Annotated in this window: 29 protein-coding genes; all 29 read left to right on the top strand. The window is 62.5% G+C overall.

The window, feature by feature from the left end; translation table 11 throughout:
* Positions 1 to 45: 45 nt before the first annotated feature.
* Positions 46 to 927, top strand: a complete 882-nt coding sequence (gene ylqF, locus ACQRD3_RS06110; protein WP_080908805.1) for a ribosome biogenesis GTPase YlqF — start codon at positions 46 to 48, stop codon at positions 925 to 927.
* The gene (locus ACQRD3_RS06105; RefSeq protein ID WP_080908458.1) at positions 924 to 1,529 is read left to right on the top strand and encodes a ribonuclease HII; all 606 of its coding nucleotides are present in this window, start codon (positions 924 to 926) and stop codon (positions 1,527 to 1,529) included. Before ylqF ends, ACQRD3_RS06105 begins: the two co-directional genes overlap by 4 nt.
* Positions 1,526 to 1,897 (top strand): YraN family protein, encoded by a 372-nt coding sequence (locus ACQRD3_RS06100; RefSeq protein WP_080908457.1) that lies wholly within the window; start codon positions 1,526 to 1,528, stop codon positions 1,895 to 1,897. Before ACQRD3_RS06105 ends, ACQRD3_RS06100 begins: the two co-directional genes overlap by 4 nt.
* Positions 1,894 to 2,829, top strand: coding sequence for a dipeptidase (locus tag ACQRD3_RS06095; protein WP_427780430.1), 936 nt, complete (start codon positions 1,894 to 1,896; stop codon positions 2,827 to 2,829). The genes ACQRD3_RS06100 and ACQRD3_RS06095 overlap by 4 nt, the downstream gene beginning before the upstream one ends.
* Positions 2,817 to 4,304, top strand: a complete 1,488-nt coding sequence (gene thrC / locus ACQRD3_RS06090) for a threonine synthase (protein ID WP_427780428.1) — start codon at positions 2,817 to 2,819, stop codon at positions 4,302 to 4,304. Before ACQRD3_RS06095 ends, thrC begins: the two co-directional genes overlap by 13 nt.
* On the top strand, positions 4,304 to 5,005 hold the full coding sequence (locus ACQRD3_RS06085; RefSeq protein ID WP_080908454.1) for a metallophosphoesterase: 702 nt from the start codon (positions 4,304 to 4,306) through the stop codon (positions 5,003 to 5,005). The genes thrC and ACQRD3_RS06085 overlap by 1 nt, the downstream gene beginning before the upstream one ends.
* 132 nt (positions 5,006 to 5,137) lie before the next feature.
* Complete coding sequence (tig, locus tag ACQRD3_RS06080) at positions 5,138 to 6,574, top strand: trigger factor (protein WP_427780426.1); 1,437 nt, start codon at positions 5,138 to 5,140, stop codon at positions 6,572 to 6,574.
* A 76-nt stretch (positions 6,575 to 6,650) separates the two neighbouring features.
* Positions 6,651 to 7,232 carry an ATP-dependent Clp protease proteolytic subunit gene (locus ACQRD3_RS06075; protein WP_080908452.1) on the top strand — a complete coding sequence of 194 codons (582 nt, stop codon included), beginning with the start codon at positions 6,651 to 6,653 and terminating at the stop codon, positions 7,230 to 7,232.
* Positions 7,233 to 7,348: 116 nt separating this feature from the next.
* On the top strand, positions 7,349 to 8,665 hold the full coding sequence (clpX, locus tag ACQRD3_RS06070; protein ID WP_427780424.1) for an ATP-dependent Clp protease ATP-binding subunit ClpX: 1,317 nt from the start codon (positions 7,349 to 7,351) through the stop codon (positions 8,663 to 8,665).
* A gap of 62 nt (positions 8,666 to 8,727) precedes the next feature.
* Positions 8,728 to 11,130, top strand: coding sequence for an endopeptidase La (gene lon, locus ACQRD3_RS06065; RefSeq protein WP_427780422.1), 2,403 nt, complete (start codon positions 8,728 to 8,730; stop codon positions 11,128 to 11,130).
* Positions 11,131 to 11,137: 7 nt separating this feature from the next.
* Complete coding sequence (gene yihA, locus ACQRD3_RS06060; protein ID WP_427780420.1) at positions 11,138 to 11,737, top strand: ribosome biogenesis GTP-binding protein YihA/YsxC; 600 nt, start codon at positions 11,138 to 11,140, stop codon at positions 11,735 to 11,737.
* Positions 11,734 to 12,486: a fumarylacetoacetate hydrolase family protein gene (locus tag ACQRD3_RS06055; protein WP_427780418.1), complete on the top strand. Its 753-nt coding sequence runs from the start codon at positions 11,734 to 11,736 to the stop codon at positions 12,484 to 12,486. Before yihA ends, ACQRD3_RS06055 begins: the two co-directional genes overlap by 4 nt.
* Positions 12,487 to 12,615: 129 nt before the next feature.
* Positions 12,616 to 13,329: a site-2 protease family protein gene (locus ACQRD3_RS06050; RefSeq protein WP_427780417.1), complete on the top strand. Its 714-nt coding sequence runs from the start codon at positions 12,616 to 12,618 to the stop codon at positions 13,327 to 13,329.
* 18 nt (positions 13,330 to 13,347) lie between these two features.
* Positions 13,348 to 14,145: a segregation and condensation protein A gene (locus tag ACQRD3_RS06045; protein ID WP_427780416.1), complete on the top strand. Its 798-nt coding sequence runs from the start codon at positions 13,348 to 13,350 to the stop codon at positions 14,143 to 14,145.
* 12 nt (positions 14,146 to 14,157) lie between these two features.
* Positions 14,158 to 14,832, top strand: a complete 675-nt coding sequence (gene scpB / locus ACQRD3_RS06040) for an SMC-Scp complex subunit ScpB (RefSeq protein ID WP_427780414.1) — start codon at positions 14,158 to 14,160, stop codon at positions 14,830 to 14,832.
* A complete protein-coding gene (locus ACQRD3_RS06035; protein ID WP_427780412.1) occupies positions 14,829 to 15,434 on the top strand; it encodes a DUF2953 domain-containing protein in 606 nt (201 codons plus the stop codon). The genes scpB and ACQRD3_RS06035 overlap by 4 nt, the downstream gene beginning before the upstream one ends.
* Position 15,435: 1 nt before the next feature.
* Positions 15,436 to 15,846 carry a GerW family sporulation protein gene (gene ytfJ / locus ACQRD3_RS06030; RefSeq protein WP_427780410.1) on the top strand — a complete coding sequence of 137 codons (411 nt, stop codon included), beginning with the start codon at positions 15,436 to 15,438 and terminating at the stop codon, positions 15,844 to 15,846.
* Between the two features lie 41 nt (positions 15,847 to 15,887).
* Entirely contained in the window at positions 15,888 to 17,021 is a 1,134-nt protein-coding gene (locus tag ACQRD3_RS06025) for a D-alanyl-D-alanine carboxypeptidase family protein (RefSeq protein ID WP_427780408.1), read from the top strand.
* 6 nt (positions 17,022 to 17,027) lie between these two features.
* Complete coding sequence (locus tag ACQRD3_RS06020; protein WP_080908443.1) at positions 17,028 to 17,732, top strand: pseudouridine synthase; 705 nt, start codon at positions 17,028 to 17,030, stop codon at positions 17,730 to 17,732.
* 133 nt (positions 17,733 to 17,865) lie between these two features.
* Positions 17,866 to 18,729: a MurR/RpiR family transcriptional regulator gene (locus ACQRD3_RS06015; RefSeq protein WP_080908802.1), complete on the top strand. Its 864-nt coding sequence runs from the start codon at positions 17,866 to 17,868 to the stop codon at positions 18,727 to 18,729.
* A 12-nt stretch (positions 18,730 to 18,741) separates the two neighbouring features.
* Positions 18,742 to 20,004: an NAD(P)/FAD-dependent oxidoreductase gene (locus ACQRD3_RS06010; protein ID WP_427780406.1), complete on the top strand. Its 1,263-nt coding sequence runs from the start codon at positions 18,742 to 18,744 to the stop codon at positions 20,002 to 20,004.
* On the top strand, positions 19,994 to 20,668 hold the full coding sequence (gene cmk, locus ACQRD3_RS06005; RefSeq protein WP_080908442.1) for a (d)CMP kinase: 675 nt from the start codon (positions 19,994 to 19,996) through the stop codon (positions 20,666 to 20,668). Before ACQRD3_RS06010 ends, cmk begins: the two co-directional genes overlap by 11 nt.
* Positions 20,665 to 21,258 (top strand): lysophospholipid acyltransferase family protein, encoded by a 594-nt coding sequence (locus ACQRD3_RS06000; protein WP_080908441.1) that lies wholly within the window; start codon positions 20,665 to 20,667, stop codon positions 21,256 to 21,258. The genes cmk and ACQRD3_RS06000 overlap by 4 nt, the downstream gene beginning before the upstream one ends.
* A complete protein-coding gene (locus tag ACQRD3_RS05995; protein ID WP_427780404.1) occupies positions 21,255 to 23,201 on the top strand; it encodes a bifunctional 4-hydroxy-3-methylbut-2-enyl diphosphate reductase/30S ribosomal protein S1 in 1,947 nt (648 codons plus the stop codon). The genes ACQRD3_RS06000 and ACQRD3_RS05995 overlap by 4 nt, the downstream gene beginning before the upstream one ends.
* A 175-nt stretch (positions 23,202 to 23,376) precedes the next feature.
* Complete coding sequence (locus ACQRD3_RS05990; RefSeq protein ID WP_080908439.1) at positions 23,377 to 23,856, top strand: CarD family transcriptional regulator; 480 nt, start codon at positions 23,377 to 23,379, stop codon at positions 23,854 to 23,856.
* A 297-nt stretch (positions 23,857 to 24,153) separates the two neighbouring features.
* Positions 24,154 to 24,792 carry a 2-C-methyl-D-erythritol 4-phosphate cytidylyltransferase gene (ispD, locus tag ACQRD3_RS05985; protein WP_427780402.1) on the top strand — a complete coding sequence of 213 codons (639 nt, stop codon included), beginning with the start codon at positions 24,154 to 24,156 and terminating at the stop codon, positions 24,790 to 24,792.
* Positions 24,789 to 25,271, top strand: a complete 483-nt coding sequence (gene ispF, locus ACQRD3_RS05980; RefSeq protein ID WP_080908437.1) for a 2-C-methyl-D-erythritol 2,4-cyclodiphosphate synthase — start codon at positions 24,789 to 24,791, stop codon at positions 25,269 to 25,271. Before ispD ends, ispF begins: the two co-directional genes overlap by 4 nt.
* A gap of 151 nt (positions 25,272 to 25,422) precedes the next feature.
* Positions 25,423 to 25,677, top strand: a complete 255-nt coding sequence (locus tag ACQRD3_RS05975) for a DUF3343 domain-containing protein (protein ID WP_080908436.1) — start codon at positions 25,423 to 25,425, stop codon at positions 25,675 to 25,677.
* Positions 25,677 to 26,801 (top strand): aminotransferase class V-fold PLP-dependent enzyme, encoded by a 1,125-nt coding sequence (locus ACQRD3_RS05970; protein WP_080908435.1) that lies wholly within the window; start codon positions 25,677 to 25,679, stop codon positions 26,799 to 26,801. The genes ACQRD3_RS05975 and ACQRD3_RS05970 overlap by 1 nt, the downstream gene beginning before the upstream one ends.
* Positions 26,802 to 26,892: the final 91 nt, after the last annotated feature.

Genomic DNA, 26,892 nt, shown 5'->3' with positions numbered 1-26,892 from the left:
TAATAGTCGGATGAAGAATCCGGCGGCAGAAGGGGGATGCGGAAGGTGAATATCCAGTGGTATCCGGGCCACATGACCAAAACCCGGCGGCAGATCGAGGCCGATCTGGGTCAGGTGGACATGGTGGCGGAGATCGTGGACGCCCGTATCCCGATCTCTTCTCGCAATCCGGACATTGACGCGCTGGTGGGGAGCAAGCCCAGGCTGATCGTGCTCAACCGGGCCGACCAGGCCGACCCCGCGGGGAACCGGCTCTGGGCCCGGAGCTATCAGACAAAGGGGTATGCGGTGCTGGAGACCGACGCCAAGAGCGGGCGGGGCGTGCCGGGTTTTGCCGCCGCCTCCCGGGGGCTGCTCCGGGAGCAGATCGAGCGGTGGAAGGCCAAAGGGCTGGTGGGGCGGCCTGTTCGGGCCATGGTGGTGGGTGTGCCCAATGTGGGGAAGTCTACCTTTATCAACCAGGTGGCCCGCCGCAAATCCGCCAAGGCGGGGGACAGGCCTGGCGTCACCCGGGGCAAGCAGTGGGTGACAGTGGATACGGGATTGTCCCTCCTGGACACCCCGGGTATCCTCTGGCCCAAATTCGAGGATGAGCGGGTGGGACTCCACCTGGCCTATACCGGCGCGGTGAAGGACGACATCATGGACGTGGAGACCCTGGCCTGCCGTCTGATGGACGATCTGGCCCGGCGCTACCCCAGGGCTCTGGCCGAGCGATATCGGCTGGAGGTTTCCCCGAAAGGTACGGAGCAGGACAGCGTGGCCTACGGCTATGAGCTGCTGCGCGCCGCCGCCGAGAGGCGGGGATTCCGCATTTCCGGGGGTGACGTGGACACGGAGCGGATGGCGCATATCCTCCTGGACGAGTTCCGGTCTGGAAAGCTTGGACGCTTTACACTGGAACTGCCCGAGGAGGAGAACGCATGAGCCTGTGGGCGTTGGAGCGGCGTTGCTGGGCCGAGGGGTACACGCTGGTCTGCGGCGCGGATGAGGCGGGAGCCGGGCCGCTGGCCGGAGCGGTATACGCCGGGGCGGTCATCCTGCCCCGGGGTCTGGAACTTAGGTGGCTCAACGACTCCAAGCAGGTGACTCCAAAGCGGCGAGATCTGCTGTTCGACGAGATCAGGGACTGCGCGGTGGCGTGGGCCGTGACGGCGGTGGACGAAAAGACGATCGATGAGATCAACATATTGAACGCCAGACTGCTGGCCATGGAGCGGGCGATCCGCAGCCTGGAGCCCGCCCCGGACTACGCGCTGATCGACGGGAATCGCGACAAGGGAATTACCTTGCCACATGCGGCGGTCATAAAGGGAGACAGCCTCAGCGCCAACATCGCGGCGGCCTCCATTTTGGCCAAGGTCAGCCGGGACCGGTACATGGAGGAAATGGCGGAGAAATACCCGGAATACCGCTTCGATCAACATAAGGGCTATCCTACCAAGCTGCACTATGAGATGCTGGACCGTTACGGGCCCAGCCCCATTCACCGGATGTCCTTTCTGAAAAAGTGGGAGGCCGGGAAATGAGCGGAGAAGAGAGCCGGGTTTTAGGCCGCTGGGGAGAGACGCTGGTGGCAGAAAAACTGCGCCGGGAGGGCTGCACGCTGCTGGCCGCCGGGTGGCGCTGCCGGATGGGGGAGATCGACCTCATTGCCGTTGACGGAACCTACCTGCGGTTTGTGGAGGTCAAGCTCCGCAGGAACGACCGCTTTTCCAAGGCGATGGAGGCTGTGGACCGGCGCAAGCAGGAGAAGCTGCGCATCACGGCCCAGCTCTATCTGGCGGAGCACTCCACGGAACTCCAGCCCCGGTTCGACGTGGCGGAGGTCTATGTCCCGGAGGGGATCCGGACCCAAAGTCCCAAAATCAACTATATAGAGGATGCGTTTCAATGAAGGTTTTTGACGGACACTGCGACACCATTCTCCGCTGCTATCAAAAGGGCGGCGGGATCCGAAGGAATGGCGGGCATCTGGATCTGGAGCGGATGGGGAAGTACGGCGGCTATGCCCAGTTCTTTGCTATTTTCGGCTCAAAAGGAGACATGCCGGGCCGTTCGCTCTGGCAGGTCTTTCAAGAGGAGTATGCCATTTTTCACCGGGAAATGGCGGAGAATGCGGATCTGGTGGAGCACTGCCGGACGGCGGCGGAGGCCGAGGCGGCCTGGCGGAGCGGAAAGAATGCGGCCTTCCTCTCAGTGGAGGGAGCCGACCTGCTGGAGTGCAGCCTGGAGAAGCTGGAGCGGGCCTATGAGCTGGGCGTGCGGGCCGTCAACCTGACGTGGAACTATGAAAACGCGCTCTCCGGGACCAATGAGGAGGGGGCGGAGCGGGGCCTGACAAAGCAGGGCCGCGCCTTTGTGGAGAAGATGCAGGAACTGGGCATGCTGGTGGATGTCTCCCATCTGTCCGATCCCGGCTTTTGGGACGTGATCGCCCTGGCCGGGAAGCCCATCTTTGCCAGCCATTCCAATTCTCGGGCGGTCTGCCCCCACAAACGGAACTTGACCGACGCGCAATTTACTGCCATAATAGGCAATCATGGTGTGGCCGGGCTCAATCTGTGCGACGAATTCATCGGGGAAAACCCGGATATGGACCAGACAGTGGCGCATATTGAGCATTTTCTGGCGCTGGGCGGAGAGAAAAACGTCTCCCTGGGCGGGGACTGGGACGGGATCACCGGGATGCCGGAGGGCTTTCACGGGATCCAGGATCTGGACGCCCTGGCGGAGCGCCTGCTGCAGATGAATTATCCGGAGGGACAGGTGGAGGACCTGTTCTGCAATAATTTGATGAGGGTCGTGAGAGAAGTATGTACTATGTAAGCACGAGAGACCGGCTGAGAAAAACTACGGTGTCCGGCGCCATTGCCTATGGACTGGCTCCCGATGGCGGCCTTTATACGCCGGAGGCCATCCCCACGCTGGCGGGCAGCGCCCTGAATACCCTGAAGGATATGAATTATCAGCAGAGGGCGCTCTATCTTATGAATATGTATCTCGACGGCTATTCCGCCGCCGAGCTGGTGGGTTTCTGCTCCCGGGCTTACGGCGGCGGGAAGTTTGACGATCCCGCCGTGGCTCCCGTCCGGCCGGTGGAGGAGGGTACCTACGCTCTGGAGCTCTGGCATGGGCCCACCTGCGCCTTCAAGGACCTGGCGCTCCAGATGCTGCCCCACCTGCTCACCGCCGCCCTGCGGAAGGAGGGGGAGAACAAGACCGCCTGTATCCTGGCGGCCACCTCGGGGGACACCGGAAAGGGCGCGCTGGAGGGTTTCCGGGACGTGCCGGGCACCCGTATCCTGGTGTTTTACCCCAAGGACGGGGTCTCCGCCGTCCAGGAGATGCAGATGAACACCCAGGAGGGCTGCAACGTGGGGGTGTGCTCCGTGGTGGGCAACTTCGACGATGCCCAGACCGGGGTCAAGCGCATCTTCTCCGACCCGGAGCTGAAGGCGGAGTTGGCGGGGCGTGGGATGTTCCTGTCCTCGGCCAACTCCATCAACTGGGGCCGGGTGCTTCCGCAGATCGTCTACTACGTCTCGGCCTACTGCGATCTGATGAAGGAGGGTGTGCTGGAGAAGGGGGACAAGCTCAACGTCTGCGTGCCCACCGGAAACTTCGGCAACATCCTGGCGGCCTATTACGCCAAGCGGATGGGCGTCCCCTTCGGAAAGCTCATCTGCGCCTCCAACCGGAACAATGTTCTCACCGATTTTATCCGCACCGGCGTGTATGACCGGAACCGTCCTTTCTACAACACCATCTCTCCCTCCATGGACATCCTGATCTCCTCCAACCTGGAGCGGCTGCTTCATGCCCTCACCAACGGGGATGCCGCGCAGGTCAAGGGCTATATGGATTCTCTGGCGGAGCACGGCCGCTACGAAGTGTCCGGCGGACTGCGCCGGAACTTGGAGCGGGACTTTGCCGCCGGCTTCTGCGACGACGGGGAGGCCAAAAAGACCATTGCCCGGGTGTGGAATGAGCGGAAGTACCTCATCGACCCCCACACCGCGGTGGCCATGAACGTGCTGGAGCAGTACCGCGCCGAGACCGGGGACGCCACGCCCGTGCTGGTGGCCTCCACCGCCAGCCCCTTCAAGTTCGGCCCCGCCGTGCTGGAGGCACTGGGGGTGCCCCAGCCCCAGCAGGGCCTGGAGAGCATCGGGCAGCTGGCCGAGTTTACGGGCATCTCCGCCCCTGCGCCGCTGGAGAACCTGGCCGGGAAGCGGATCCGCTTCGACCGGACAGTGGAGAAGGACCATATGACCGACGCGATCCGGGAGATGCTGTTGTAATGGCCCTTTATGCCATCGGAGACACCCATCTGTCCCTGGGGGGAAACAAGGCCATGGACACCTTCGGCGGGGCCTGGGAGGGCTACGTGGACAAGTTGCGCGCCGGATTCGCGCCCCTGACGGCCGAAGACGCCGTGGTGTTCTGCGGAGACCTGTCCTGGGGGATGAGCCTGGAGGAGGCGCTGCCCGACTTCCGGTTTCTGGACGGGCTGTTTCCGGGAAAAAAATATTTGCTGAAGGGAAACCACGACTACTGGTGGACCACTGTCAGCAAAATGATGAACTTTTTCACGGGAGAGGGCCTGACCAATTTTTCGCTCCTCCACAACAACTGTCAACTCTACGGGGAGACCGCCCTCTGCGGGACGCGGGGCTGGTTTTTTGAAGAGGAGGCCGACGGCCACAACGAAAAGGTCTTTCGCCGGGAGCTGCTGCGGCTGGAGACCTCCCTGAAGGCGGCGGGGGAGCGGGAGAAGCTGTGCTTCCTCCACTACCCGCCCCGCTATCAGGGCTACATCTGCCAGGAGATCGTGGATCTGCTGGAGCGCTACCGGGTCGCCGCCTGCTACTACGGACACCTCCACGGCGGGAGCCACCGTCTGGCCCAGGAGGGGAGACGGGGGAGCGTGGAGTACCACCTGGTGGCGGGGGATTATGTGGGTTTTGTCCCCCGGCTGGTTTCAGAATGGGACGGAAATTGAAAAAGTTCTGTGAATTCCTGAAAAACCTCTGGAAATGTGCAGTCATCTCTGATACAATAAATAAGATTTCGTAAACGGGCGCTGCCGGCCAAGAGAAGGTGGGGCCTGCGCCGACAGGAGGAAATAACAAACATGAATGTCAAGAGCGTGGAGAAACTGGAAAAGAGCATGGTCGCCCTGACCATCGAGGCCAGCGCTGAGGAGCTGGAGGCCGCGGTTCAGAAGGTTTATCTGAAGCAGCGCGGCAAGATCATGATCCCTGGATTCCGGAAGGGCCACGCGCCTCGGAAGATCATTGAGACCATGTATGGCGCGAATGTATTCTATGAAGACGCTGTGAACGAGGTCTATCCCGACCTCTTTGACCAGGCCGTCGCCCAGGAGAAGCTGGATACCGTCGCGTATCCCTCTGTGGATGTTCTGGAGATGAGCAAGGACGGCTTTACCTTTAAGGCCACCGTGGCTGTCCGCCCCGAGGTCGCTCTGGGCGACTACAAGGGCCTGACCGCCCCCAAGGACGTGGCTGCCGTCACTGAAGAGGACATCGACAACGAGCTCAAGCCCTTCATCCAGCGTGCCACTCAGATGGTGGACGTGGATCGTGAGGCCAAGCTGGGCGACACTGTCACCATCGACTTCGAGGGCTTTGTCGGCGACAATGCGTTCGAGGGCGGCAAGGCTGAGGGCCACGATCTGGAGCTGGGCTCCGGCTCCTTCATCCCCGGCTTCGAGGATCAGCTGGTGGGTGTGAAGACCGGCGACGAGAAGGATGTCAACGTCACCTTCCCCACGGAGTATCAGGCTGAGGAGCTGGCCGGCAAAGAGGCCCGCTTCCGGGTGAAGGTCCATGCCGTCAAGGAGAAGGTCGAGCCCAAGCTGGACGATGAGTTCGCCAAGGACGTGTCCGAGTTTGAGACCCTGGCCGCCCTCCGGGAGGACCTGGGCAAGAAGCTGGCCGACCGCCGGGAGAACCAGGCCCGCAGCGCCTTTGAGGAGAACCTGCTGGATCAGGTCGCCGCGAATATGACCGCCGAGATCCCCGACGCCATGGTGGAGGTCCGCGCCCAGCGGATGCTGGAGCAGTACAGCCAGCAGATCACCCAGCAGGGGATCCCCTTTGAGCAGTATCTGGCCATGACCGGGCTGACTGTGGACATGCTCCGCGAGCAGGCCATGGAGGGTGCTCTGCGTCAGGTGAAGGTGGATCTGGCCCTGTCCGCCGTGGCCAAGGCCGAGGGCATCGAGGTCACCGACGCCGATATCGATGAAGAGTGCAAGCGCCTGGGCGAGCAGTACCACATGGACGCCGAGAAGGTGAAGAAGATCGTGCCCCTGGGCGACCTGAAGAACGACCTGACCAACCAGAAGGCAGCCAACGTGATCTTTGACTCCGCCAAGGTGGGCAAGGCCCCCGAGAAGAAGGCGGAGGAACCTGCCGCCAAGGGCGAGGAGAAGAAGCCCGCCAAGAAGACCGCGGCTAAGAGGACCGCAAAGAAGGCCGAGGGCGAAGAGACGGAGAAGCCCGCCGCCAAAAAGACCGCCAAAAAAGCGGAGAAAACCGAGGAATAATCCGGGGTGCTCTGGGGATACTGTAAAGTGTGTCTGTGTTTCCTGTGTCGATCTTGGTAAAGGAGATTAGTAAATCATGAGTTTGGTTCCTTATGTAGTGGAGCAGACCAGCCGGGGCGAGCGTTCCTACGACATTTTTTCCCGGCTGCTCAATGACCGTATCATCTTCCTGGGGGAGGAGGTCAACGCCACCACCGCCAGCCTGGTGGTCGCCCAGATGCTGTATCTGGAGGCACAGGACCCCGACAAGGAAATCCAGTTCTACATCAACAGCCCCGGCGGCTCCGTGACCGACGGCATGGCCATTTATGACACCATGCAGTATATCAAGTGCGACGTGTCCACCATCTGCATCGGCATGGCGGCGTCCATGGGCGCTTTCCTGCTGTCCTCGGGCACCAAGGGCAAGCGTCTGGCGCTGCCCAACGCGGAGATCATGATCCATCAGCCCTCCGCCGGCACCCAGGGCCAGATCACCGATATGGCCATCCATCTCAAGCGTTTGGAGATCATCAAGCAGCGGATGAACAAGATCCTCTCGGGCAACACCGGAAAGTCCCTGGAAGAGGTCACTGCCGCCTGCGAGCGGGACAATTTCATGTCCGCTGAGGAAGCCAAGGACTTCGGACTGGTTGACAAGGTCATCTATCAGCGATAAAATAACCGCAAGGAGCGGGGCCGATCGCCCCGCTCCTTTGAGTATGAGAGACAGTTCCCGCGGCTTTCGCGGTCCCGGCCGCTCATTTGAGAAACCGTGAATGATGAGGTAACACTATGCCGAAAAACGACGAACACAAATCAGTCCGCTGCTCTTTCTGCGGCAAGCACCAGGAGCAGGTCGCCCGCATCATCGCGGGCCCCGGGGCTTATATCTGCAATGAGTGCGTCCATCTGTGCATGTCCATTCTGGACGACGCGGAGGATCAGGCCGAGCCTTTCAGCCCGGAGATCCCGGACGCCATTCCCACCCCGAGGGAGATCCACCAGGTGCTGGACCAGTATATCATCGGTCAGGACAGCGCCAAGGTGGCCCTTTCGGTGGCGGTCTACAACCACTATAAACGCATCTACTTCGGGGGGTCCGACGAAGTGGAGCTCCAGAAGAGCAACATCCTCCTGGTGGGTCCCACCGGCTGCGGCAAGACTCTGTTTGCCCAGACCCTGGCCCGGGTGCTGAAGGTGCCCTTCGCCATCGCCGACGCCACCACTCTCACCGAGGCTGGCTATGTGGGCGACGATGTGGAGAATATCCTGCTGCGCCTGGTGCAGGCCGCCGACTACGACGTGGAGCTGGCCGAGCGTGGGATCATCTACATCGATGAGATGGACAAGATCGCCCGGAAGAGCGAGAACACCTCCATCACCCGGGATGTGTCCGGCGAGGGCGTGCAGCAGGCCTTGCTGAAGATCCTGGAGGGCACGGTGGCCAATGTGCCTCCTCAGGGCGGGCGCAAGCACCCCCATCAGGAGTTCATCCAGGTCAACACCAAGAACATCCTTTTCATCTGCGGCGGCGCGTTTGACGGCCTGGACAAGATCATCGAGCAGCGGCTGGACAAAAAGACCATCGGCTTCGGAGCTGAGATCAAGAGCAAGGAGGAGCGGAACACCGGCGAGCTCTTCGCCCAGGTCCAGCCCCATGACCTCATCAAGTTCGGGATCATCCCTGAGCTGGTGGGCCGTCTGCCTGTGGTGACCACCCTGGGCTCCCTCACCCGGGAGCAGCTTGTGCGCATCCTCACCGAGCCAAAGAACGCCCTGGTGCGCCAATACCAGAAGCTGATGTCTTACGACGACGTGGAGCTGGAGTTTCAGCCCGAGGCGCTGGACGCCACCGCTGGAAAGGCCATCGAGCGGGGCATCGGCGCCCGCGGCCTGCGGGCCGTACTGGAGGAGGTCATGACCCACACCATGTACGACGTGCCCTCCGACCCCACCATCTCCAAGGTGATCATCACTGCCGAGAGCGTGAACGGGAAGGAGCCGCCTGAGTTGGTTCGTGACCGGGAGAAGGCCGACCGGCCCAAGCTGGGCAGCGGCGCCCTCCACTCTGCCCAGGGTGGAACCCCCATGCGGGACACCGCATCTTAAAATGATCAGCCGTGGGGCGGGGGAGACCCCGCCCCACTTTTTCAGAAAGGAAGTGACATGCCGTGGCGGAGGAGAATACGATCACCACGATGCCTGCTCTGGCCCTGCGGGGTCTCACCGTTTTTCCCAATATGCTCCTCCACTTCGACGTCAGCCGAGAGAGCTCCGTCCATGCGTTGGACAAGGCGATGAGTGACAATTCCAGCGTATTTCTGGTCTCTCAGCGGAATCTGTCGGTGGAAGAGCCCGGGGAAAAGGATCTGTTTTCCATTGGCACCATCTGCACCATCCGCCAGCTTCTGCGGATGCCCGGCGACAACGTGCGGGTGATGGTGGAGGGAGTGAGCCGGGGACGGCTGCTGGAGCTCTCCGCCGCCGACGCCTGCCTCACTGCGCAGGTGGAGACTCTGCCGGCTTCCCAGCCGGTTCGACAGACAGCCCGCACCGAGGCGCTGGTACGCACGGCCTACGGCCTGTTTGAGCACTATGTGGAGCTCTCCCCCCGGCTGAACTCGGATCTGCTGCTGAGTATCCTTTCCAGTGACGATCCGGGCTATATCGCCGACTACATCGCCCAGAACATCCCCATGCGCACGGAGGATAAACAGGCCATCCTGGAGGAGACCAATCCCGTCCGCCGTCTGAGCCGCCTGAGCCAGTTCCTCCGCCGGGAGACCGAGGTGCTGGAGCTGGAGCAGGACATCGAGTCCAAAGTGCGTCAGCAGGTGGCGGGGACCCAGCGGGATTTTGTGCTGCGGGAGCAGCTCAAGGTCATTCAAAGCGAGCTGGGGGAGACCGGCGGCGGAGACGACGAAATGGCGGAATACCATAGCCGCATTGATGCGATGCAGGCCCCTGAGGAGACTCGGGAGAAGCTGCGCAAAGAGCTGTCCCGCCTGGAGAAGCAGCCCTTCGGCTCCGCCGAGGGGGCGGTGCTGCGGGGCTATCTGGACGCCTGCCTTGACCTCCCCTGGGGGAAGAAGACCCGGGACCGGCTGGACGTAGAGGCTGCCCGCAAGTCGCTGGACGCCGACCATTACGGCCTGAGTAAGGTCAAGGAGCGGGTGCTGGAATTTTTGGCGGTGAAGCAGCTGGCTCCCGATCTGAAGGGGCAGATCCTCTGCCTGGTGGGCCCTCCCGGGGTGGGCAAAACCTCGGTGGCGATGTCCGTGGCCAAGGCCACCCGCCGGAAGCTCACCCGGGTCTCCCTGGGCGGCGTCCATGACGAGGCCGAGATCCGGGGGCATCGAAAGACCTATGTGGGCGCCATGCCGGGCCGGATCATCGCGGCCGTCCAGCAGGCGGGGACCTGCAACCCGCTGATGGTGCTGGACGAGATCGACAAGCTGGGCAGCGACCAGCGGGGCGATCCCGCCTCTGCGCTGCTGGAGGTGCTGGATCCGGAGCAGAACAGCACCTTCCGGGACCACTTCCTGGAGATCCCCTTCGACCTGTCTGAGGTGCTGTTCATCACTACAGCCAACACTACGGAGACCATTCCCCGCCCCCTGCTGGACCGGATGGAGATCATTGAACTGCCCAGCTACACCGACGAGGAAAAGCTTCAGATCGCCCGCCGACATCTGCTCCCCAAGGAGATGAAACGCCACGGCCTGCGAAAGACACAGCTCCGGATCACAGACGAAGCCATCCGGGCCGTGATCGCCGGGTATACCAAGGAGTCGGGGGTCCGTGTGCTGGAGCGGGAGCTGGCGTCCCTGTGCCGAAAGGCCGCAATGCGCATTGTATCAACGGGCGTAAAGTCTGTTTCCATTACAGAAAAAGGCCTGGAAGAGCTGCTTGGCCCCCGGAAATTCCGACCCGAACTGCGCAGCCATGCCCCCCGGGTGGGGGTGGTCAACGGTTTGGCCTGGACCAGCGTGGGCGGCGAGCTGCTGGAGGCCGAGGCCAATGTGGTCCCGGGCAGCGGCAAGCTGGAGCTCACCGGCAACCTGGGGGACGTGATGAAGGAGTCCTGCCGCACCGCCCTGAGCTACATCCGGGCCCACGCCGACACCCTGGGAGTGGAGGCGGATTTCTACAAGACAAAGGACATCCATGTTCACTTCCCGGAGGGTGCGGTACCCAAGGACGGCCCTTCCGCCGGAGTGGCCGTCACTACGGCCCTGGTCTCGGCCCTGACCGGTATCCCGGTGCGGGGCGATGTAGCCATGACAGGCGAAGTGACCTTACAGGGACGGGTCCTCGCCATCGGCGGGCTGCGGGAAAAGACCATGGCGGCCCTGCGGGAGGGGATCCGTACGGTGCTCATCCCGGCGGACAATCTCCCCGACCTGGAGGAGATCGACCCTGCCGTCCGCGCCGCTCTGCGGTTTGTGCCCGTCCGGGATGCGGATGGGGTGCTGGCCAATGCTCTGGCGGTATCGAAGCCGGAGACCGAGCTGTCTCCAATGCCCGAGACGGCGGCCTGCGGCCCAAAAGGCGGCAGGGCTCTGATCCAGTGAGGTGAATATGGGACTGAACACACAAAAGGCGGAATTTATCCGCTCTGCCGCCGGGCCCCGGGATTTTCCCCGGGATCCGCTGCCCCAGGTGGCCTTCGCGGGCCGCTCCAACGTGGGCAAATCCTCGGTCATCAACCGTCTGCTGAACCGGAAGAACTTTGCCCGGGTGGGCGCGGCGCCGGGTAAGACCGTCCACATCAATTACTTCCGCATCGACGAGAAGCTCTATCTGGTGGATCTGCCGGGCTACGGCTACGCCAGAGTCTCCCAGGCGGAAAAGGCGCGCTGGGCGGGGCTCATCCAGAGCTGGTTTGACGACCGGAGCCTGATGAGCCTGGGCGTCCTTATCATAGACGCCCGCCACAGGCCCACCGCCGACGACAAGGTCATGTGCGATTATTTCAAGTCTACGCTCCGTCCCTTCGCGGTGGTGGCCAACAAGCTGGACAAGCTGAAAAAGAGCGAGATCGAGCCCAATCTGGCACTGATTCGGGAGACCTTGGAGCTGTCCGACGATGTGAAGGTAATTCCCTTTTCGGCAGAAAAGGGGGACGGCCGGGAGGAGCTGCTGGGCCTCATTCTGGACCATCTGGAGGGAACGGTATGAAATATGTCCGTGTTCTGCGGGGAGAGACGCCGGTCTGGGGCGTTTTGGAGGGTGAGACCGTCCGCACCCTGAGCGCCGCGCCCTACGAGGGCCTTGTCTATGACGGCGGGCAGCTGCCTCTGGCGGAGTGCCGCCTGCTGGCCCCCTGTGAGCCCACGAAGATCGTGTGCATCGGCAAGAACTACTACGACCACGCCAAGGAGATGGGGAGCGAGCCTCCGGCCAAACCCCTGCTCTTCCTCAAGGCTCCCAACACCCTCAACCACCCCGAGGGGAAGGTCCACGCCCCGTCCTTTGTGGAGCGGCTGGACTATGAGGGAGAGCTGGCTTTCGTGGTGAAGCGCCGGGCAAAGGATGTAAAGGAAGAAAACTTTGCAGATTATGTGCTGGGCTACACCTGTCTCAACGACGTCACGGCCCGGGATGTGCAGTACGGGGACGGCCAGTGGACCCGGGGAAAGAGCATGGACGGCTTTGCCCCTGTGGGGCCGGTGGTCACCGACGAGATCGACGGCGCCTGTGTGGAGGTGGAGACCCGCCTCAACGGCCGGATGGTCCAGAAAGGGAACACGGCGCTCTTCATGCACAAGCTCCCCGCCCTGATGGCCTTCATCACCGCCTCCATGACCTTGGAGCCCGGCGACGTGGTGACCACGGGGACGCCCGCCGGTGTGGGCCCCATGCAGCCGGGGGACACGGTGGAGGTGGAGATCCCAGGGATCGGGGTGCTCCGGAACCACATTATTTAAATGCAGCGGAAAGCCTCATCCCTGGCGGATGGGGCTTTCTGTCTCGAAGGCCGCGTTCCGCCGCTTGTGCCCGGGGCGGAAATTTGGTATAATCATCTATCTGGATTTTCAAAAGGGGGCGGCGGGGCGATGACAGAAGTTTCTGATTTTCTGGAGCGCATGGACTGGTGGGGGTTCCTGGGCCTGTTGGTCTCGGCTGCGGCCGCGCTTTTGTGCATCACCTTTCACGAGCTCTCCCACGGTTTTGTGGCCTTCCGACTGGGGGATCCCACGGCCAAAAACGCCGGACGGCTGACCCTGAATCCCATCCGGCACATCGACCCGCTGGGCCTTGTGATGATGCTGGTGGCCAAGGTGGGCTGGGCCAAGCCCGTACCCGTGGACATGCGCTGGTTTAAGCACCCCAAGCGGGATATGGCTGTCACCGCCCTGGCCGGGCCGGTCTCCAACTTCCTGCTGGCGCTGGCGGCCCTGGGGCTCAGCTCGGTGATCTACCACGTCTCCGATCTGGGAAACGCGGCCCTTGTCTGCCTGTGCTTTCTGTCCAACGTGGCGGTGCTGAGCATGGGGCTTGGGATCTTCAATCTGATCCCCATTTCGCCGCTGGACGGCTCCAAGGTGCTCTTTGCCTTCCTGCCAGACCGCATCTATCTGGCTATCCTGCGCTATGAGAAGTACGTGATGATCCTGGTGGTCATCCTCACCATGGCGGGGGTGTTTCAGGGACCGCTCTCCCGGCTGATCCTCTGGGGCCTTCAGGGCCTCTGCGATTTGGTGGGGTACCCCATTCAGGCGGTGTTCCTCACCCAGGACATCTCTTCCCTCATCCGGCTTTTGCACTGAAAGGGCGGTGAACACATCGTGGAGACACCGATCTATCACCTGGAGAAGGTGGTCCGGGTCCGCATGGACGACGTGGAGGACTTTACCGGCCCGCTGGATCTGATCCTCGCTCTGCTGGCCAAGAACAAGATGGAGATCCAGGACATCCAGATCTCGCTGATCCTGGAGCAGTACCTGGCCTGGATGGACAAGCGCCGCGCTCTGGACCTGGAGGTGGCCAGCGAATTCGTCTCCATGGCCGCCCAGCTCATGTTCATCAAGAGCCGGATGCTCCTGTCCATCCACGATGAGGAGGCCATCTCCGAGCTCGACCAGCTCATCGCGTCTCTGGAAGAACACCAGAGGCACGAAAACTACGCCCGTATCCAGTCCGTGCTGCCCCGACTCTCCGACCGCTATGACCTCTGCCGGGATTACATCCCCAAGGGTCCAGAGTACCTGCCGGTGAACCGGGTCTACCGATACAGCCACCGGCCCGAGGATCTCTTCCGGGCCATCGGCGCGGCGCTGGAGCGGGTGGATCACCACCTGCCGCCCACCATGGCCGCCTTTGAGGGCATCGTTGGCCGGGAGCCCTACCCGGTGTCGGACAAGGCCGGGGAGATCGTGGAGCGTCTGCGCCGCTTTGGAGTGACCCGCTTCCGGGCACTTTTCCAGGGCAGCCGGAGCCGGTCGGAGATCGTGGCCACCTTTCTGGCGGTGCTGGAGCTCTGCAAGGCCCGGCGTCTGCGCCTGACGGGGACTGACGGCGACTGCACGGTGACCACCGTGAGCGGCGGAGAAGAGGACTTTGAATTTTCCGCCGACGTTGATTAAGGAGGGATCGCCTTGGACGTAAAAGAAGTGGAGTCGGCCATCGAAGGCATCCTGTTTGCCGCGGGAGAGCCGGTGGGGGTGGAGCGGCTTTGCATGACGCTGGAGATCGACCGGGCCACGGCGGACGCCGTCTGCCAGCGTCTGGCCGATCAGTACAGCTATGAGCGCCGGGGGATCCGGCTGGTGAAGCTGGAGAACTGCTATCAGTTGTGCTCCGCACCGGAATACGCGGACTATATCCGCAGGGCCTTTGAAAGCCGCCGCCCGGCCAAGCTGTCTCAGCCGGCGCTGGAGGTACTGGCCATCATCGCCTATTACCAACCTACCACCAAGGCCTACGTGGATCAGATCCGGGGGGTGGACAGCGCCTACACCGTGGGCCTGCTCACCGAGCGGGACCTCATCGAGGAGTGCGGACGTCTGGCAGTGCCCGGCCGCCCCATTCTGTATCGGACGACCCAGAACTTTTTGCGCTCCTTCGGCCTGTCCAGCCTGGAGGAGCTGCCTGACCTGCCCAGCGCCTCGGAAGAGGAGGAGCAGCTCACCCTGGACATGCAGAACCAGGTGGAGCGTCTGCGTGAGCAGGCCGAGGCGTCGGATTCCGAGCAGATCGGGGACGAAGAGCTGGTCGCGGCCGCCACAGCGCTGGCCCAACAGGAAGGGGCCTCGGAGGCGGAAAAGGGATGAGTGCGCTGAAGATCCTGCTGGCAGTTTTTCTGGTCCTGTTTCTCCTGAGCCTGATCCGGGTGGGCGGGGAGGCGGAATACACCGCGGACGGAGCCCTGGTACGGCTCCGGGTGGGGGCATTCCGGGTTCAGGTCTATCCCGTCCGACGGCCGAAACGGGAAAAGAAAGCCCAAAAAGAGCGGAAAAAACCGGAAAAAGCCCAATCGGAGCCAAAACCCGGTGCGCCCATGGAGCTGGCGCGGCGGTTCCTTCCGCTGGTGGGAGAGGCCGCAGGGGCGCTGAAACGGAGGATCCGCATCGACCGGCTGTTTTTGGACGTCACGGCGGGCGGCCGGGACGCTGCGGCCGCAGCCCTCTCTTTTGGAAGGATCAATGGCGCGGTGGGTATGATTTGGCCCATTTTCGAGCAGAATTTTGATGTGCGGGATCACCGCATCCGCACGGCGGTGGATTTTCAATCGAGCGGACTCACCGTCTCCCTGAGCGCCGCGTTTTCAGCCCGGCTGGGTCAGCTGATTTCCTTTGCCGTCCGCTATGGGCTGAAGTTTTTTACCTGCTACCGAAGCGCGAAGAGCGCGCCAAAACAGAAAGAGGCGATTTGACATGGAAAAGAAAGAGCATCCGCTGAACGATCTGATGAGCGCCACTATGGAGAAGATCCGCGCCATGGTGGATGTGAACGCTGTGGTGGGACAGCCCATCCAGACCGGGGAGGTCACCATCATCCCGGTCTCCAAGGTGAGCTTCGGCTTTGCCTCCGGCGGGAGCGACTTTGCCGGGAAGAACCAGAAGCCCGAGGCTGAGAACTCCTTTGGCGGCGGCAGCGGCGCGGGCGTGAACATCAACCCTATCGCGTTCCTGGTGGTGCGGGGGGACAATGTCCGGCTGCTGTATGTGGCGCCTCCCATTGACGGCGCGGTGGACCGGGTGGTGGACATGGTGCCGGAGCTGGTGGACAAGGTCACCGGGTTTATTGAAAAGCAGCAGGAAAAAAAGGATAACGCGGACTTCTGATACGCATACTGGCACTATCTCATGCTGTGAGGGAGTGCCGAATGAAACGATTGTCTGCGGCCTTTTTGGCTGCCTGTCTGCTCTGCCCTGCCTGTCGGGCGGCGGAACCGGTCCCGGTTTCCGCCGTCTCCGCCATTTTGGTGGACGCCGAGAGCGGGCGGGTCTTGTATGAAAAGAATCCCCATCAAAAGCGGCTCATCGCCAGCATCACCAAGCTGATGACCGCCCTGGTGGCGGTGGAGTCCACTCCGGATCTGAACTGCGTGATCCCGATCAAGGCCGAGTATCAGGCGGAGGGATCTTCCATGTATCTCCGGCCGGGAGAGGAGATCACCCTGGAGGGGCTGCTCTACGGACTGCTGCTCTCTTCCGGGAACGACGCGGCGCTGGCCATTGCGGGCGGCTGCGCCGGGGAGATAGATACCTTTGTGGAGTGGATGAACCGGAGGGCCGCCGACCTGGGAATGAAGGACACCCACTTTTCCAACCCCAACGGCCTGGACGCGGAGGACCACTACTCCACCGCCGCGGATATGGTGCTGCTGGCCCGGGCAGTGCTGGAAAACGAGACGCTGGCCCAGATCGTGGGGACCAAATCCACCACCATTGCGGGCCGGAGCCTGACCAACCACAACAAGCTGCTGTGGCGATACGAGGGCTGTTCGGGGATGAAAACAGGATACACGGACGCCGCAGGCCGGACGCTGGTCTCCAGCGCCTGCCGGGACGGGCAGACTCTCATCTGTGTCACCCTGAAGGATCCAAACGACTGGGAGGATCACGCCACGCTGTTTGACTACGGCTTTTCGACGTTTCCCCGCCATCCGCTGGCCCGGGAGGGAAAGCTGTTCCGCACTCTCCCGGTGACGGGAAGCCTGCTGTCCCAGGTGGAGGTGGAGACCGCCTCCGACGTGGGGTATCCGCTGGCGGCGGACGAGCGGGTGCGGGCTCGGATCGCACTGCCCGACCGGGTGGCTGCGCCAGTGCGGAAGGGGGCTATCGCGGGAAAGCTCACGTTCCTGGTGGGGGAGAAGATCGTGGGGGAGACCTACCTGCTCTATACTTCTGAAGTGCCGGAGAATACTCCGCAGCCCAATCTTTTTGAACGCATGACCCAATTCCTGCGCGGCGGGGAGAACTCCTCCCTGGCCGTACTCCTGACCGAACTGGGGTGAATCGGCGTGGAAGAGCGCCTGCAAAAAATATTGTCCGGGGCGGGGATCTGTTCCCGGCGTGCGGCGGAGGGATACCTGGCCGCCGGGCGGGTGGCCGTCAACGGCGTGACCGCCCGGGTGGGGGAGAAGGCCGACCCTGAGCGGGATCGGGTGACCGTGGACGGCGTACCCGTCGCAGCCGGCGCGCCCCGGGTCTGGCTGATGCTCCACAAGCCCAGGGGCTATGTCACGACCCTGTCGGACGAGAAGGGACGGCGGACGGCAGCCGAGCTGGTGGCCGACTGCGGTCATCGGGTCTGGCCGGTGGGGCGGCTGGATCTGGATTCGGAAGGGCTGCTCCTCTTTTCCAATGACGGCGCCGGAACCAACCGCCTTCTCCACCCCAGTCATGAGGTGGAGAAGGAGTATCGGGTCCTGGTGGAGGGGGATGTGGCGGCGGCTCTTCCCATTTTGAACGGCCCCATGGAACTGGACGGGGACCTGCTGGCCCCGTCCCGGGCTTCCGTGCTCCGGACGGGGAGCGGCGGGGGAGAGATCGCCGTGGTCATCCACCAGGGCAAGAACCGCCAGGTCCGCCGGATGTGCGCTCAGGCCGGACTCCGGGTGCGGCGGCTCTGCCGGGTGCGGGAGGGGACACTGCGCCTGGGCTCGCTCCCCAGCGGAAAATGGCGCTATCTCACCCGGGAGGAAGAGGCGGCGCTCCTTTTGTGAGAGGATTAGGCCCGTTTTGCAAGTCTGCGTGGGATCCCTGCAAAAAACGGTTGATTTTCCCGCCGATTCCGGCTATGATAACAAGGTGAACTTTCTTCGAAAGACGGAGAAAAAGAAGCCGGAGAGTGAAAAAATGGGGAAAGATATTCTGACGACGATCCAAAATGAGATGAGTTCCTTTTCCAAGGGCCAAAAGCTCATCGCAGCTTACATCTTAAAATTCTATGACAAGGCGGCGTTTATGACCGCCAGCAAGCTGGGCAAGACGGTGAATGTCAGCGAGTCCACGGTGGTGCGTTTTGCCGCCGAGCTGGGCTATGACGGCTATCCCGCCATGCAGAAGGCCCTTCAGGAGATGATCCGCAATAAGCTCACCGCGGTGCAGCGCATCGAGGTCTCCAACGACCGCATCGGAAACCACGACATCCTTTCTATGGTCATGCACGCGGACGCGGAGAATATCCGTGCCACCCTGGAGGAGATGAACCGCCAGGATTTCGACCGCTCGGTCAGCACCATCCTGGCTGCCCGGAAAATTTACATCCTGGGAGTTCGCTCCGCATCCGCGCTGTCCAGCTTTCTGGGCTTTTATTTCAATATGATGTTTGAAAATGTGGTGGTGGCCCACACGAACTCCTCCAGCGAGCTCTTTGAGCAGATCCTGCGGATCAGGGAGGGGGACGTCATCATCGGCATCAGCTTCCCCCGCTACTCCCGCCGGACGGTCAAAGCCATGCGCTACGCCAAGGACCGGGGCGCGGGTGTCATCGCCATCACCGACAGCGCGGCCTCTCCGCTGGCCGAACTGGCCGACCACACTCTGATGGCCCGGAGCGACATGGCGTCCTTCGTGGATTCCCTGGCGGCCCCACTCTCCCTGGTCAATGCGCTGATTGTGGCGGTGAGCCGGAAGAAGAGCGAGGAGATCTCCGGGACCTTCAGCAAGCTGGAGAAGATCTGGGACGAATATGAAGTCTACGAAAAGACGGACGAATAAGGAGCTTTGGCATTGTCATCCTTTGATGTGATCGTGATCGGCGGGGGCGCCGCCGGGTGCATGGCGGCGCTGTCCGCCGCGGCCTCGGGCGTCTCCGTTCTCCTGATGGAGCGCAACTCCAAGATCGGACGTAAGCTGTATATTACGGGCAAGGGCCGGTGCAACGTGACCAACCGCTGCTCGGTGCAGGAGTGTCTGAGCAGTATCCCCCACAACGCCCGATTCCTGACCAGCGCCATGACCCGGTTTCCGCCGGAGGAGGCGGTGGCCTTTTTTGAGGGACTTGGGGTCCCCCTGAAAACCGAGCGGGGCAGCCGCGTGTTTCCCCAGTCCGACCGGGCCGCCGATGTGATCGATGCCCTGCTTCGGGCCCTGCGTAAGAGCCGGGTGGAGCTGGTTCAGGATCGGGCCTCCGCGCTGGAGATTCAGGATGGGGCCGTGACGGGCGTCACAGGGGAGAAGGGCAGGCACTATGCCTGCCGGGCGGTGATCCTGGCCACCGGCGGAGTCTCCTATCCCGGCACCGGCTCCACGGGCGACGGCTACGCCCTGGCCCGGTCTGCGGGCCACACCATTCAGCCGCCGAAGGGCTCCCTGGTGCCATGGGAGGCGGCGGGGTGCGCCGAGCTCCAGGGACTGTCGCTGAAGAACGTGGAGCTGACCGTCCGGGACAGCCGCAAAAAAGTGCTGTTCCGGGAGCAGGGGGAGCTGCTGTTCACCCACTTCGGCCTCTCCGGCCCGCTGGTCCTCAGCGCCAGCGCCCACACCCGGGACTTTGAGAAGGAGCGCTATACCGCCGTCATCGACCTCAAGCCCGCGCTGGACGAGGAGACGCTGGACCGGCGTCTGGTCCGCGAGCTGACGGAGGGGGCCAACCGGGATCTGCGCCATGTGGTGGAGACGATGGAGCCCCGCTCCCTGGTGCCGGTGCTGCTGGAGCGGGCCGGACTCACAGGCGGGGAGAAGGCCAACGCAGTCACCCGTGCTCAGCGCAGGAGCCTGCTGGAAGGGATCAAGGGCCTGACCTTTCCCATCACCGGTCCCCGGCCGGTGGAGGAGGCCATCGTCACCGCCGGCGGCGTGACGGTGCGAGAGGTCTCACCCGGGGATATGGCCTCCAAAAAGACCCGGGGGCTCTATCTGGCGGGGGAGCTGCTGGATGTGGACGCCTACACCGGCGGCTTCAATCTGCAGATCGCCTGGGCCACCGGCCGGGCGGCCGGACTGGGTGCGGGAGCGTTTTGCCGGGAGGAGAGATGTGCATATGAAGTATAGAAGCATTGCCGTGGACGGCCCTTCGGGGGCGGGAAAGAGCACCATGGCCAGAATGGTTGCCCGGGCGCTGGGCTTTCTCTATGTGGACACCGGGGCCATTTACCGGACGCTGGCCCTCTTTGCCCTCCGGGAGGGGGCCGCGCCCGCCGATGCGCAGGCGGTGGCCGGGCTGTTGCCCCGGGCCGGGATCCGGATGGGCTACGGTGAGGACGGGGGGCAGCGGATGTATTTGAACGGGGAGGACGTCACCGAGGCCATCCGGACGCCGGAAGTCTCCGCCGCGGCTTCCCAGGTTTCGGCCCACCCCCAGGTGCGGGCCTTCCTGCTGGATATGCAGCGGGATCTGGCCAAGACGGGAAACGTCATCATGGACGGCCGGGACATCGGGACCGTGGTGCTCCCGGACGCCGACGTGAAGATCTTTCTCACTGCTTCGGCGGAGGACCGGGCCCGGCGGCGTCTGGCCGAGCTGCTGGAGCGGGGAGAGCAGATTCGTTTTGACACGGTGCTGTCCGACATCACAGAGCGGGATCGCAGAGACTCCACCCGCTCCGCTGCGCCCCTCCGCCAGGCGGAGGACGCTCTTTTGGTGGATACCACGGACAAGTCTCTGGAGGAGAGCTTTGCACTGCTCCTTCAGACCATTCAGGAGAAATTAGCATGAAAACAGCCTATGCCATCGTCTACTGCATCGCCTGGCCCTTCTTCAACCTGTTCCATCCCTGCCGGGCCATTGGCCGGGAGCACGTGCCGGAGGGGCCGGTCATCTTCTGCCCCAACCACACCCGGCTGTCCGACCCTCTCTTCGTGGCCTTTGCTTTGGGACTGCGGTTCCGACCCCAGGTCATGGCCAAGGCGGAGCTGCTGGAGATCCCTGTTCTGGGCTGGATCCTGAAAAAAGTCGGGGTCTTTGCCGTGGAGCGGGGGAAGTCAGATGTGGGTGCGGTGAAACGGGCCATGAAGTGCCTGAAAAGCGGTGACAAGCTGCTCCTCTTTCCGGAGGGGACCCGCTACAAGGACGGAAAGATGGGGGAGGCTAAGGCGGGCGTGGCCCTGCTGGCCCTCCGCACCGGGACCCCCATCCTGCCCATGTATATCCCGCCCAACAAAAAATGGTTTGGCCGGACGCCGGTGGTCTTTGGGGAGCCCTATCTGCCCCGGGCCGAATCCCGGCACGGCTCCGCGGAGGAGTATGAGATCATCGCCCGGGACCTGATGGAACGCATCGCGGCACTGGAGGCGCAGGCGAGGTGAGGATCACGGTGGCAAAGTTCGCGGGCTTCTGCTACGGCGTCCGGCGGGCGGTGGAGCTGACCGAGGCGGCCGCCCGAAGCCCGAACCCCTGCGTGATGCTGGGGCCGGTGATCCACAACCGTTCGATGATCCGCCGTCTCCAGGCCCAGCGGGTGGAGGTAGTGGAGCGGCCGGAGGATGTGCCGGAAGGGGCGGCAGTGATCCTGCGCTCTCACGGGGAGAGCGCGGCGGTCCACCGGCAGCTTCAGGAACGGAGCATCCCGGTGGTGGACACCACCTGCCCCAATGTCTCTCATATTCACAGGCTGGTTGCTCAGGCGGAGAACGAGGGGAGAACCGTCATCATCATCGGGGCTCCGGAGCATCCGGAGGTGCAGGCTATCGCCGGCTGGTGCGGCGATCCGCTGATCTTTTCGGACGGCGGCGCGCTGAAAAAATACCTGCTGGATCATCCTGAAATCGCCGGTGGGCCTGTGACCATGGTGTCACAGACCACATCAACTCAGGCTACATGGAATTTTTGCGTAGAAAACGCAAAAAAACTGTGTACAAATATTGAAATTTTTGATACAATATGTAATGCTACCTATGCACGCCAATCCGAAGCACAGAGGCTGGCTGCCCAAAATGATGCCGTCATCGTCATCGGGGGGAGGGACAGCGCGAATACCAGGCGTTTGTTTGAACTGTGCGCGGCGCTTTGCCCTCATACGGTCTGGGTGGAGGACGCGGACGAGCTGGCGAGCTCTGACTTCAGAGAATGCTCGAGCGTGGCAATCACCGCAGGCGCTTCCACGCCTGCGTGGATCATAAAGGAGGTTTATGACAAAATGAGTGAAGAAAACATGGAGATCGAGGAATCCTTTGCCGAACTGCTGGAGAAGTCGATCAAAACTTTGCATACGGGGGAGAAAGTCACGGGCGTCGTTACTGACATCACGCCCACCGAGATCTACGTGGACCTTGGGACCAAGCACGCCGGTTACATACCGGTGTCTGAACTGACCGACGACCCCACTGTCAAAGTGGAAGATCTGGTGCATGTGGGCGACTCCATCGAGACCTACGTCATGCGCGTCAATGACGCGGAGGGCGTGGTCACCCTGTCCAAGAAGCGCCTGGATACCGTCAAGAGCTGGGACGACGTGGAGCAGGCCTGCGAGGACCACACCACCGTCGAAGGCGTCGTCACCGAGGAGAACAAGGGCGGCGTCGTGGTCAGCATCAAGGGCGTGCGGGTGTTCGTGCCCGCCTCCCAGACCGGGCTGCCCCGGGATGCGGCCATGTCCGAGCTGGTCAAGCAGAAGGTCAAGCTGCGCATCACCGAGGTCAACCGTGCCCGCCGCCGCGTGGTGGGCTCCATCCGCGCCGTCTCCGCCGCGGAGCGGGCTGAGAAGGCCGCCGCGGTCTGGAGCGCCATCGAGGAGGGCAAGCACTATCATGGCGTGGTGAAGTCCCTCACCTCTTACGGCGCCTTTGTCGACATCGGCGGCGTGGACGGCATGGTCCACATCTCCGAGCTGTCCTGGAGCCGCATCAAGCACCCCTCCGAGGTGGTCAACCCCGGCGACGAGGTGGATGTGTACGTCATCTCCTTCGACCCGGAGAAGAAGAAGATCTCCCTGGGCATGAAGGATCACGGCCAGGATCCCTGGGCCAACTTCACCGAGCAGTATCACGTGGGCGACACCGCCAATGTCCGCGTGGTGAAACTGATGACCTTCGGCGCCTTTGCCGAGGTCGTCCCCGGCGTGGACGGTCTGATTCACATCTCCCAGATTGCCGATCACCGGATCGACAAGCCCGGCGACGTCCTCCACGAGGGTGACAAGGTGGACGTGAAGATCACCGACATCGACTACGACCGCAAGAAGGTCTCCCTCTCTATCCGCGCTCTGCTGGAGGATGGACAGGCTGATTCTGAGGAGTCCTCCGAGGACTGAGTTTCTTTCCGGGGCCCTACCTGACAAATCAGACAAAACAGCGCTATTTTCTTTGGGAAATGGCGCTGTTTTTCTGCTTTTCGAGAAAAAGTTTCAGTTTTGCTTGCATGAAATTGATGGAGAGGGTATAATCAATCTTGTAAGAATTGGAAACGGGGGCGTCGGGAGGCGTAACATGTTTCAGGTAGGGGATAAAATTGTCCATCCCATGCACGGTGCGGGTATCATCGACAGCATTGTGACCAAGAAAGTCAACGGGGTAGTGCGGGATTATTATATCCTGAAACTGCCCGTGGGCGGTATGCTGGTGATGATCCCCACGGAGAATTCGCAGGAGATCGGTGTGCGCCCGGTGATGGATCCGGATCAGGCCGACCGGGTCATTGACGCGATCCCCTCCATTCAGGTGGATGCAGACCCGAACTGGAACCGGCGTTACCGGGAAAATATGGTGCGGCTCAAGAGCGGAAATCTGCTCGAGGTCGCCCGAGTGGTCAAAAGCTTGATTCTGCGGGACGGAGTAAAGGGCCTGTCTACCGGGGAGCGCAAGATGCTCCATTCGGCCAAGCAGATCCTGATCTCCGAGATCGTGCTGTCCGAAAGCGCCAGCTATGAAGAGGTGGAGCGGCGCATAAACCGGGCGATGGCCCAATAGAATGGTCCGGGGCTGTCCGGCTGGTGCGGCAGCGAACGGATTTCAAATAAGAGAGGAACCGTCAAGCCCTCTGTTTCAGAAACGCATTGAGGCAAGACCGCGTTCGCCTGCGGGCAGACTGCGGACGCCCCTGCCGGTGTTTCTCAGGCAGGAGGTGTTTTTCGGTTCCTTTTTTATCCAAAATCGGACGGAAAAGAGGAGAAAATTGTGGGACTTCTGCAAAAAGTCTTTCGAAGAGCCGGCCCGCCCGTTACGCGGTGTACGGCTGTGGTACCGGCGGCAGGCCGTTCCACCCGGATGGGCGAAGATAAGCTGATGCTCCCCCTGGGGGATGTACCTGTCCTGCTCCGTACGCTGTGGGCGTTGGAGCAGTGTGCCGGGATCACTGAAATCGTGGTGGTTACCCGGGAGGATCTGATCGTCCCTGTGGGCCAGCTGTGCAGGGACGCGGGTCTTGTCAAGGTACATAAAGTGGTGGTGGGAGGAGAGAGCCGGACAGAGTCGGTACTGGCAGGCGTCCGGGAGGCAGATCCTGCGGCGGAGCTCATCGCCGTTCACGATGCGGCCCGTCCCCTGATTACCCGGGATCTTCTGGAGAAGGTGCTGAAAACGGCGGAACAGTACGGCGCGGCGGCCCCGGCCGTCCCTGTGAAGGACACCATCAAGCGGGCGGTGAACGGTGTGGTGGAAAGTACGCCCGACCGGTCGGAGCTCTACGCGGTGCAGACCCCCCAGGTGTTTGAGCACGGGCTCCTTCTGGGTGCGCTGGAGAAGGCACTGGCCGAGGGGGCGGAGCTCACCGACGACTGCTCTGCCGTGGAGCGGCTTGGAATGTCGGTGCGGTTGACGGCCGGCTCCTATGAGAATATCAAGCTGACCACCCCGGAGGATCTGGCGGTAGCCGAGTCCATTTTGGAGAGGAGGGGAGCGCTGTGAGGATCGGACACGGTTATGATGTCCACCGCCTGACCGAGGGGCGGAAGCTGCTCCTGGGCGGGGTGGAGATCCCCTTTGAAAAAGGCCTGCTGGGCCACTCTGACGCCGACGTGCTCACCCACGCGGTGATGGACGCTCTGCTGGGGGCCTGTGCCCTGGGAGACATCGGACACTTTTTCCCGGACAGTGACCCGGCCTTTGCCGGTGCGGACAGTCTGAAGCTGCTGGAGGAAGTGATGCGGCAGCTGAGGGCTCGGGGTTTCCGAGTGGGAAATGTGGACGCCACCGTCCTGGCTCAGCGGCCCAAGCTGGCGCCCTATCTGGATAGGATGCGGGAAAACCTGGCTGTACGGCTGGGGGTCGCCCCGGATCGGATCAGCGTAAAGGCCACCACCGAGGAAAAGCTGGGATTCACCGGCAGCGGTGAAGGGATGGCGGCCCATGCGATGGCGCTGATCCTTGAGGCAGACGACCGGTAAGAAGCGGGACGTTCCAAAACGCTCCTCTCGCGCATAGAATGCGCTGAGAGGAGCGTTTTTGCCTCTTTTGGTGAGAGGCCATTTCTCTCAGGGCAGGGAGGAGCGCCGGCGCTCCTCTTTTTCCCACGACCTGGAAAGGAATGGTCATTGAATGGTCTATTATCTTATTGTCTGCCGCTCCCTGACCTATGCCCAGCGGACGCAGACCGCGCTGGAACGCGCCGGAATCACGGCTCATATCCTGCGGTCCCCAAAGGTGATCGACAGCGAGGGCTGCAGCCACTCGGTCAAGGTCTCGGAGCGGAATCTGGCTCCTGCGCTGCTAGTCCTGGCCAAAGCGGGTCTGTCGCCCAAGCGGGTGTTCATTATGGCCAGCGACGGAAGCTATAAGGAGGTGCTGCTTTGATGATTTATCTGGACAGTGCAGCCACCACGCTGCAAAAACCGCCCGCCGTAGCCCGGGCAATGGTCTCCGCACTCAAACACTGTGCCAGCCTCGGCCGGGGAGGACACAAGCCGGCCATGCTGTCGGCAGACACCGCCTTTGCCTGCCGACAGGCGGCGGCGGAGCTGTTTCATGTGTCGGATCCGGAAAATGTCATCTTTACCATGAACGCCACCCATGCCCTCAACCTGGCCATCAAATCTCTGGTGCGGCCGGGGGACACGGTGGTGGTCTCGGGCTATGAGCACAACGCGGTCACCCGTCCGCTGACGGTGTTGGGTTGCAACATCCAGGTGGCCAGGGCTCCGCTGTTTCAGCCGGAGGCGCTGATGGCGGAGTTCGACCGGCTGATCACCCCGGAGACGGCGTGCGTTGTCTGTACCCACGTCTCCAATGTGTTTGGCTATATTCTGCCGGTGGGCGAGGTGGCGGAGCTGTGCCGGAAGAGGGGCGTGCCCTTCCTTCTGGATGCCTCCCAGTCCGCGGGCTGTCTGCCCGTCCACCTGGCGGAACTGGGCTGCGCTTTTATCGCCATGCCGGGGCACAAGGGGCTGTACGGCCCCCAGGGGACCGGGCTGCTGCTCTGCGGAGATGGAACTCCGATCAAAACGCTCCTGGAGGGCGGGACGGGGAGCCTCTCTGCCCGTCAGGAGATGCCGGACTTTCTGCCTGACCGTTTGGAGGCCGGGACTCACAACGTTCCCGGGATCGCCGGGCTTCTGGCCGGGATCCGGTATGTTTCTCAGCGGGGAGAGGATGCCATTCTCCGCCGGGAGCGGGATCTGATGATCCAGGCGGCCTCCGAACTCTCCGCTTTGCCCGGAGTAAAGGTCTATGACTCTCCCCGGCCGGAGCGGCAGGCGGGCGTGCTCTCTTTTTCTGTGGAGGGGAAGGACTGTGAGACTGTGGGTGAGGCCCTGGGAGAGAAGGGGATCGCGGTGCGGGCAGGGCTCCACTGCGCCCCCTATGCCCATCGGAGTGCCGGGACCCTGGAAAAGGGGACGGTCCGGGCCAGCTTCTCCGACTTCAACACGCCGCTGGAGATCAGACGCTTTGCATCCGAAATCCGGAACATCACCGCTTAGCGGGGGGTGCACCGTAACCATGTTTCCCTGTGGCAGGTACCTCTGCCGCAGGGATTTTTTTGTCCTCTCCGTCCGACGGCCGGCTGTTTTT

The sequence above is a fragment of the Candidatus Pseudoscillospira sp. SGI.172 genome, assembly GCF_050313575.1.
Classification (GTDB): domain Bacteria; phylum Bacillota; class Clostridia; order Oscillospirales; family Oscillospiraceae; genus Vermiculatibacterium.
This window is presented reverse-complemented; position numbering and strand designations above follow the sequence as displayed.

Bases quoted from the DNA above. Each gene is read 5' to 3' on its own strand.
- ACQRD3_RS06035 (WP_427780412.1), top strand. From the start codon at position 14,829: ATGAGTGCGCTGAAGATCCTGCTGGCAGTTTTTCTGGTCCTGTTTCTC.
- ACQRD3_RS05975 (WP_080908436.1), top strand. From the start codon at position 25,423: ATGGTCTATTATCTTATTGTCTGCCGCTCCCTGACCTATGCCCAGCGG.
- yihA (WP_427780420.1), top strand. From the start codon at position 11,138: ATGGGACTGAACACACAAAAGGCGGAATTTATCCGCTCTGCCGCCGGG.
- ACQRD3_RS06025 (WP_427780408.1), top strand. From the start codon at position 15,888: ATGAAACGATTGTCTGCGGCCTTTTTGGCTGCCTGTCTGCTCTGCCCT.
- cmk (WP_080908442.1), top strand. From the start codon at position 19,994: ATGAAGTATAGAAGCATTGCCGTGGACGGCCCTTCGGGGGCGGGAAAG.
- ACQRD3_RS06050 (WP_427780417.1), top strand. From the start codon at position 12,616: ATGACAGAAGTTTCTGATTTTCTGGAGCGCATGGACTGGTGGGGGTTC.
- ACQRD3_RS06000 (WP_080908441.1), top strand. From the start codon at position 20,665: ATGAAAACAGCCTATGCCATCGTCTACTGCATCGCCTGGCCCTTCTTC.
- ACQRD3_RS06105 (WP_080908458.1), top strand. From the start codon at position 924: ATGAGCCTGTGGGCGTTGGAGCGGCGTTGCTGGGCCGAGGGGTACACG.
- ACQRD3_RS06095 (WP_427780430.1), top strand. From the start codon at position 1,894: ATGAAGGTTTTTGACGGACACTGCGACACCATTCTCCGCTGCTATCAA.
- ACQRD3_RS06100 (WP_080908457.1), top strand. From the start codon at position 1,526: ATGAGCGGAGAAGAGAGCCGGGTTTTAGGCCGCTGGGGAGAGACGCTG.
- ACQRD3_RS06015 (WP_080908802.1), top strand. From the start codon at position 17,866: ATGGGGAAAGATATTCTGACGACGATCCAAAATGAGATGAGTTCCTTT.
- ispD (WP_427780402.1), top strand. From the start codon at position 24,154: ATGGGCGAAGATAAGCTGATGCTCCCCCTGGGGGATGTACCTGTCCTG.
- ACQRD3_RS06075 (WP_080908452.1), top strand. From the start codon at position 6,651: ATGAGTTTGGTTCCTTATGTAGTGGAGCAGACCAGCCGGGGCGAGCGT.
- clpX (WP_427780424.1), top strand. From the start codon at position 7,349: ATGCCGAAAAACGACGAACACAAATCAGTCCGCTGCTCTTTCTGCGGC.
- ytfJ (WP_427780410.1), top strand. From the start codon at position 15,436: ATGGAAAAGAAAGAGCATCCGCTGAACGATCTGATGAGCGCCACTATG.
- tig (WP_427780426.1), top strand. From the start codon at position 5,138: ATGAATGTCAAGAGCGTGGAGAAACTGGAAAAGAGCATGGTCGCCCTG.
- ACQRD3_RS05970 (WP_080908435.1), top strand. From the start codon at position 25,677: ATGATTTATCTGGACAGTGCAGCCACCACGCTGCAAAAACCGCCCGCC.
- ACQRD3_RS06085 (WP_080908454.1), top strand. From the start codon at position 4,304: ATGGCCCTTTATGCCATCGGAGACACCCATCTGTCCCTGGGGGGAAAC.
- ACQRD3_RS05990 (WP_080908439.1), top strand. From the start codon at position 23,377: ATGTTTCAGGTAGGGGATAAAATTGTCCATCCCATGCACGGTGCGGGT.
- thrC (WP_427780428.1), top strand. From the start codon at position 2,817: ATGTACTATGTAAGCACGAGAGACCGGCTGAGAAAAACTACGGTGTCC.
- ACQRD3_RS06055 (WP_427780418.1), top strand. From the start codon at position 11,734: ATGAAATATGTCCGTGTTCTGCGGGGAGAGACGCCGGTCTGGGGCGTT.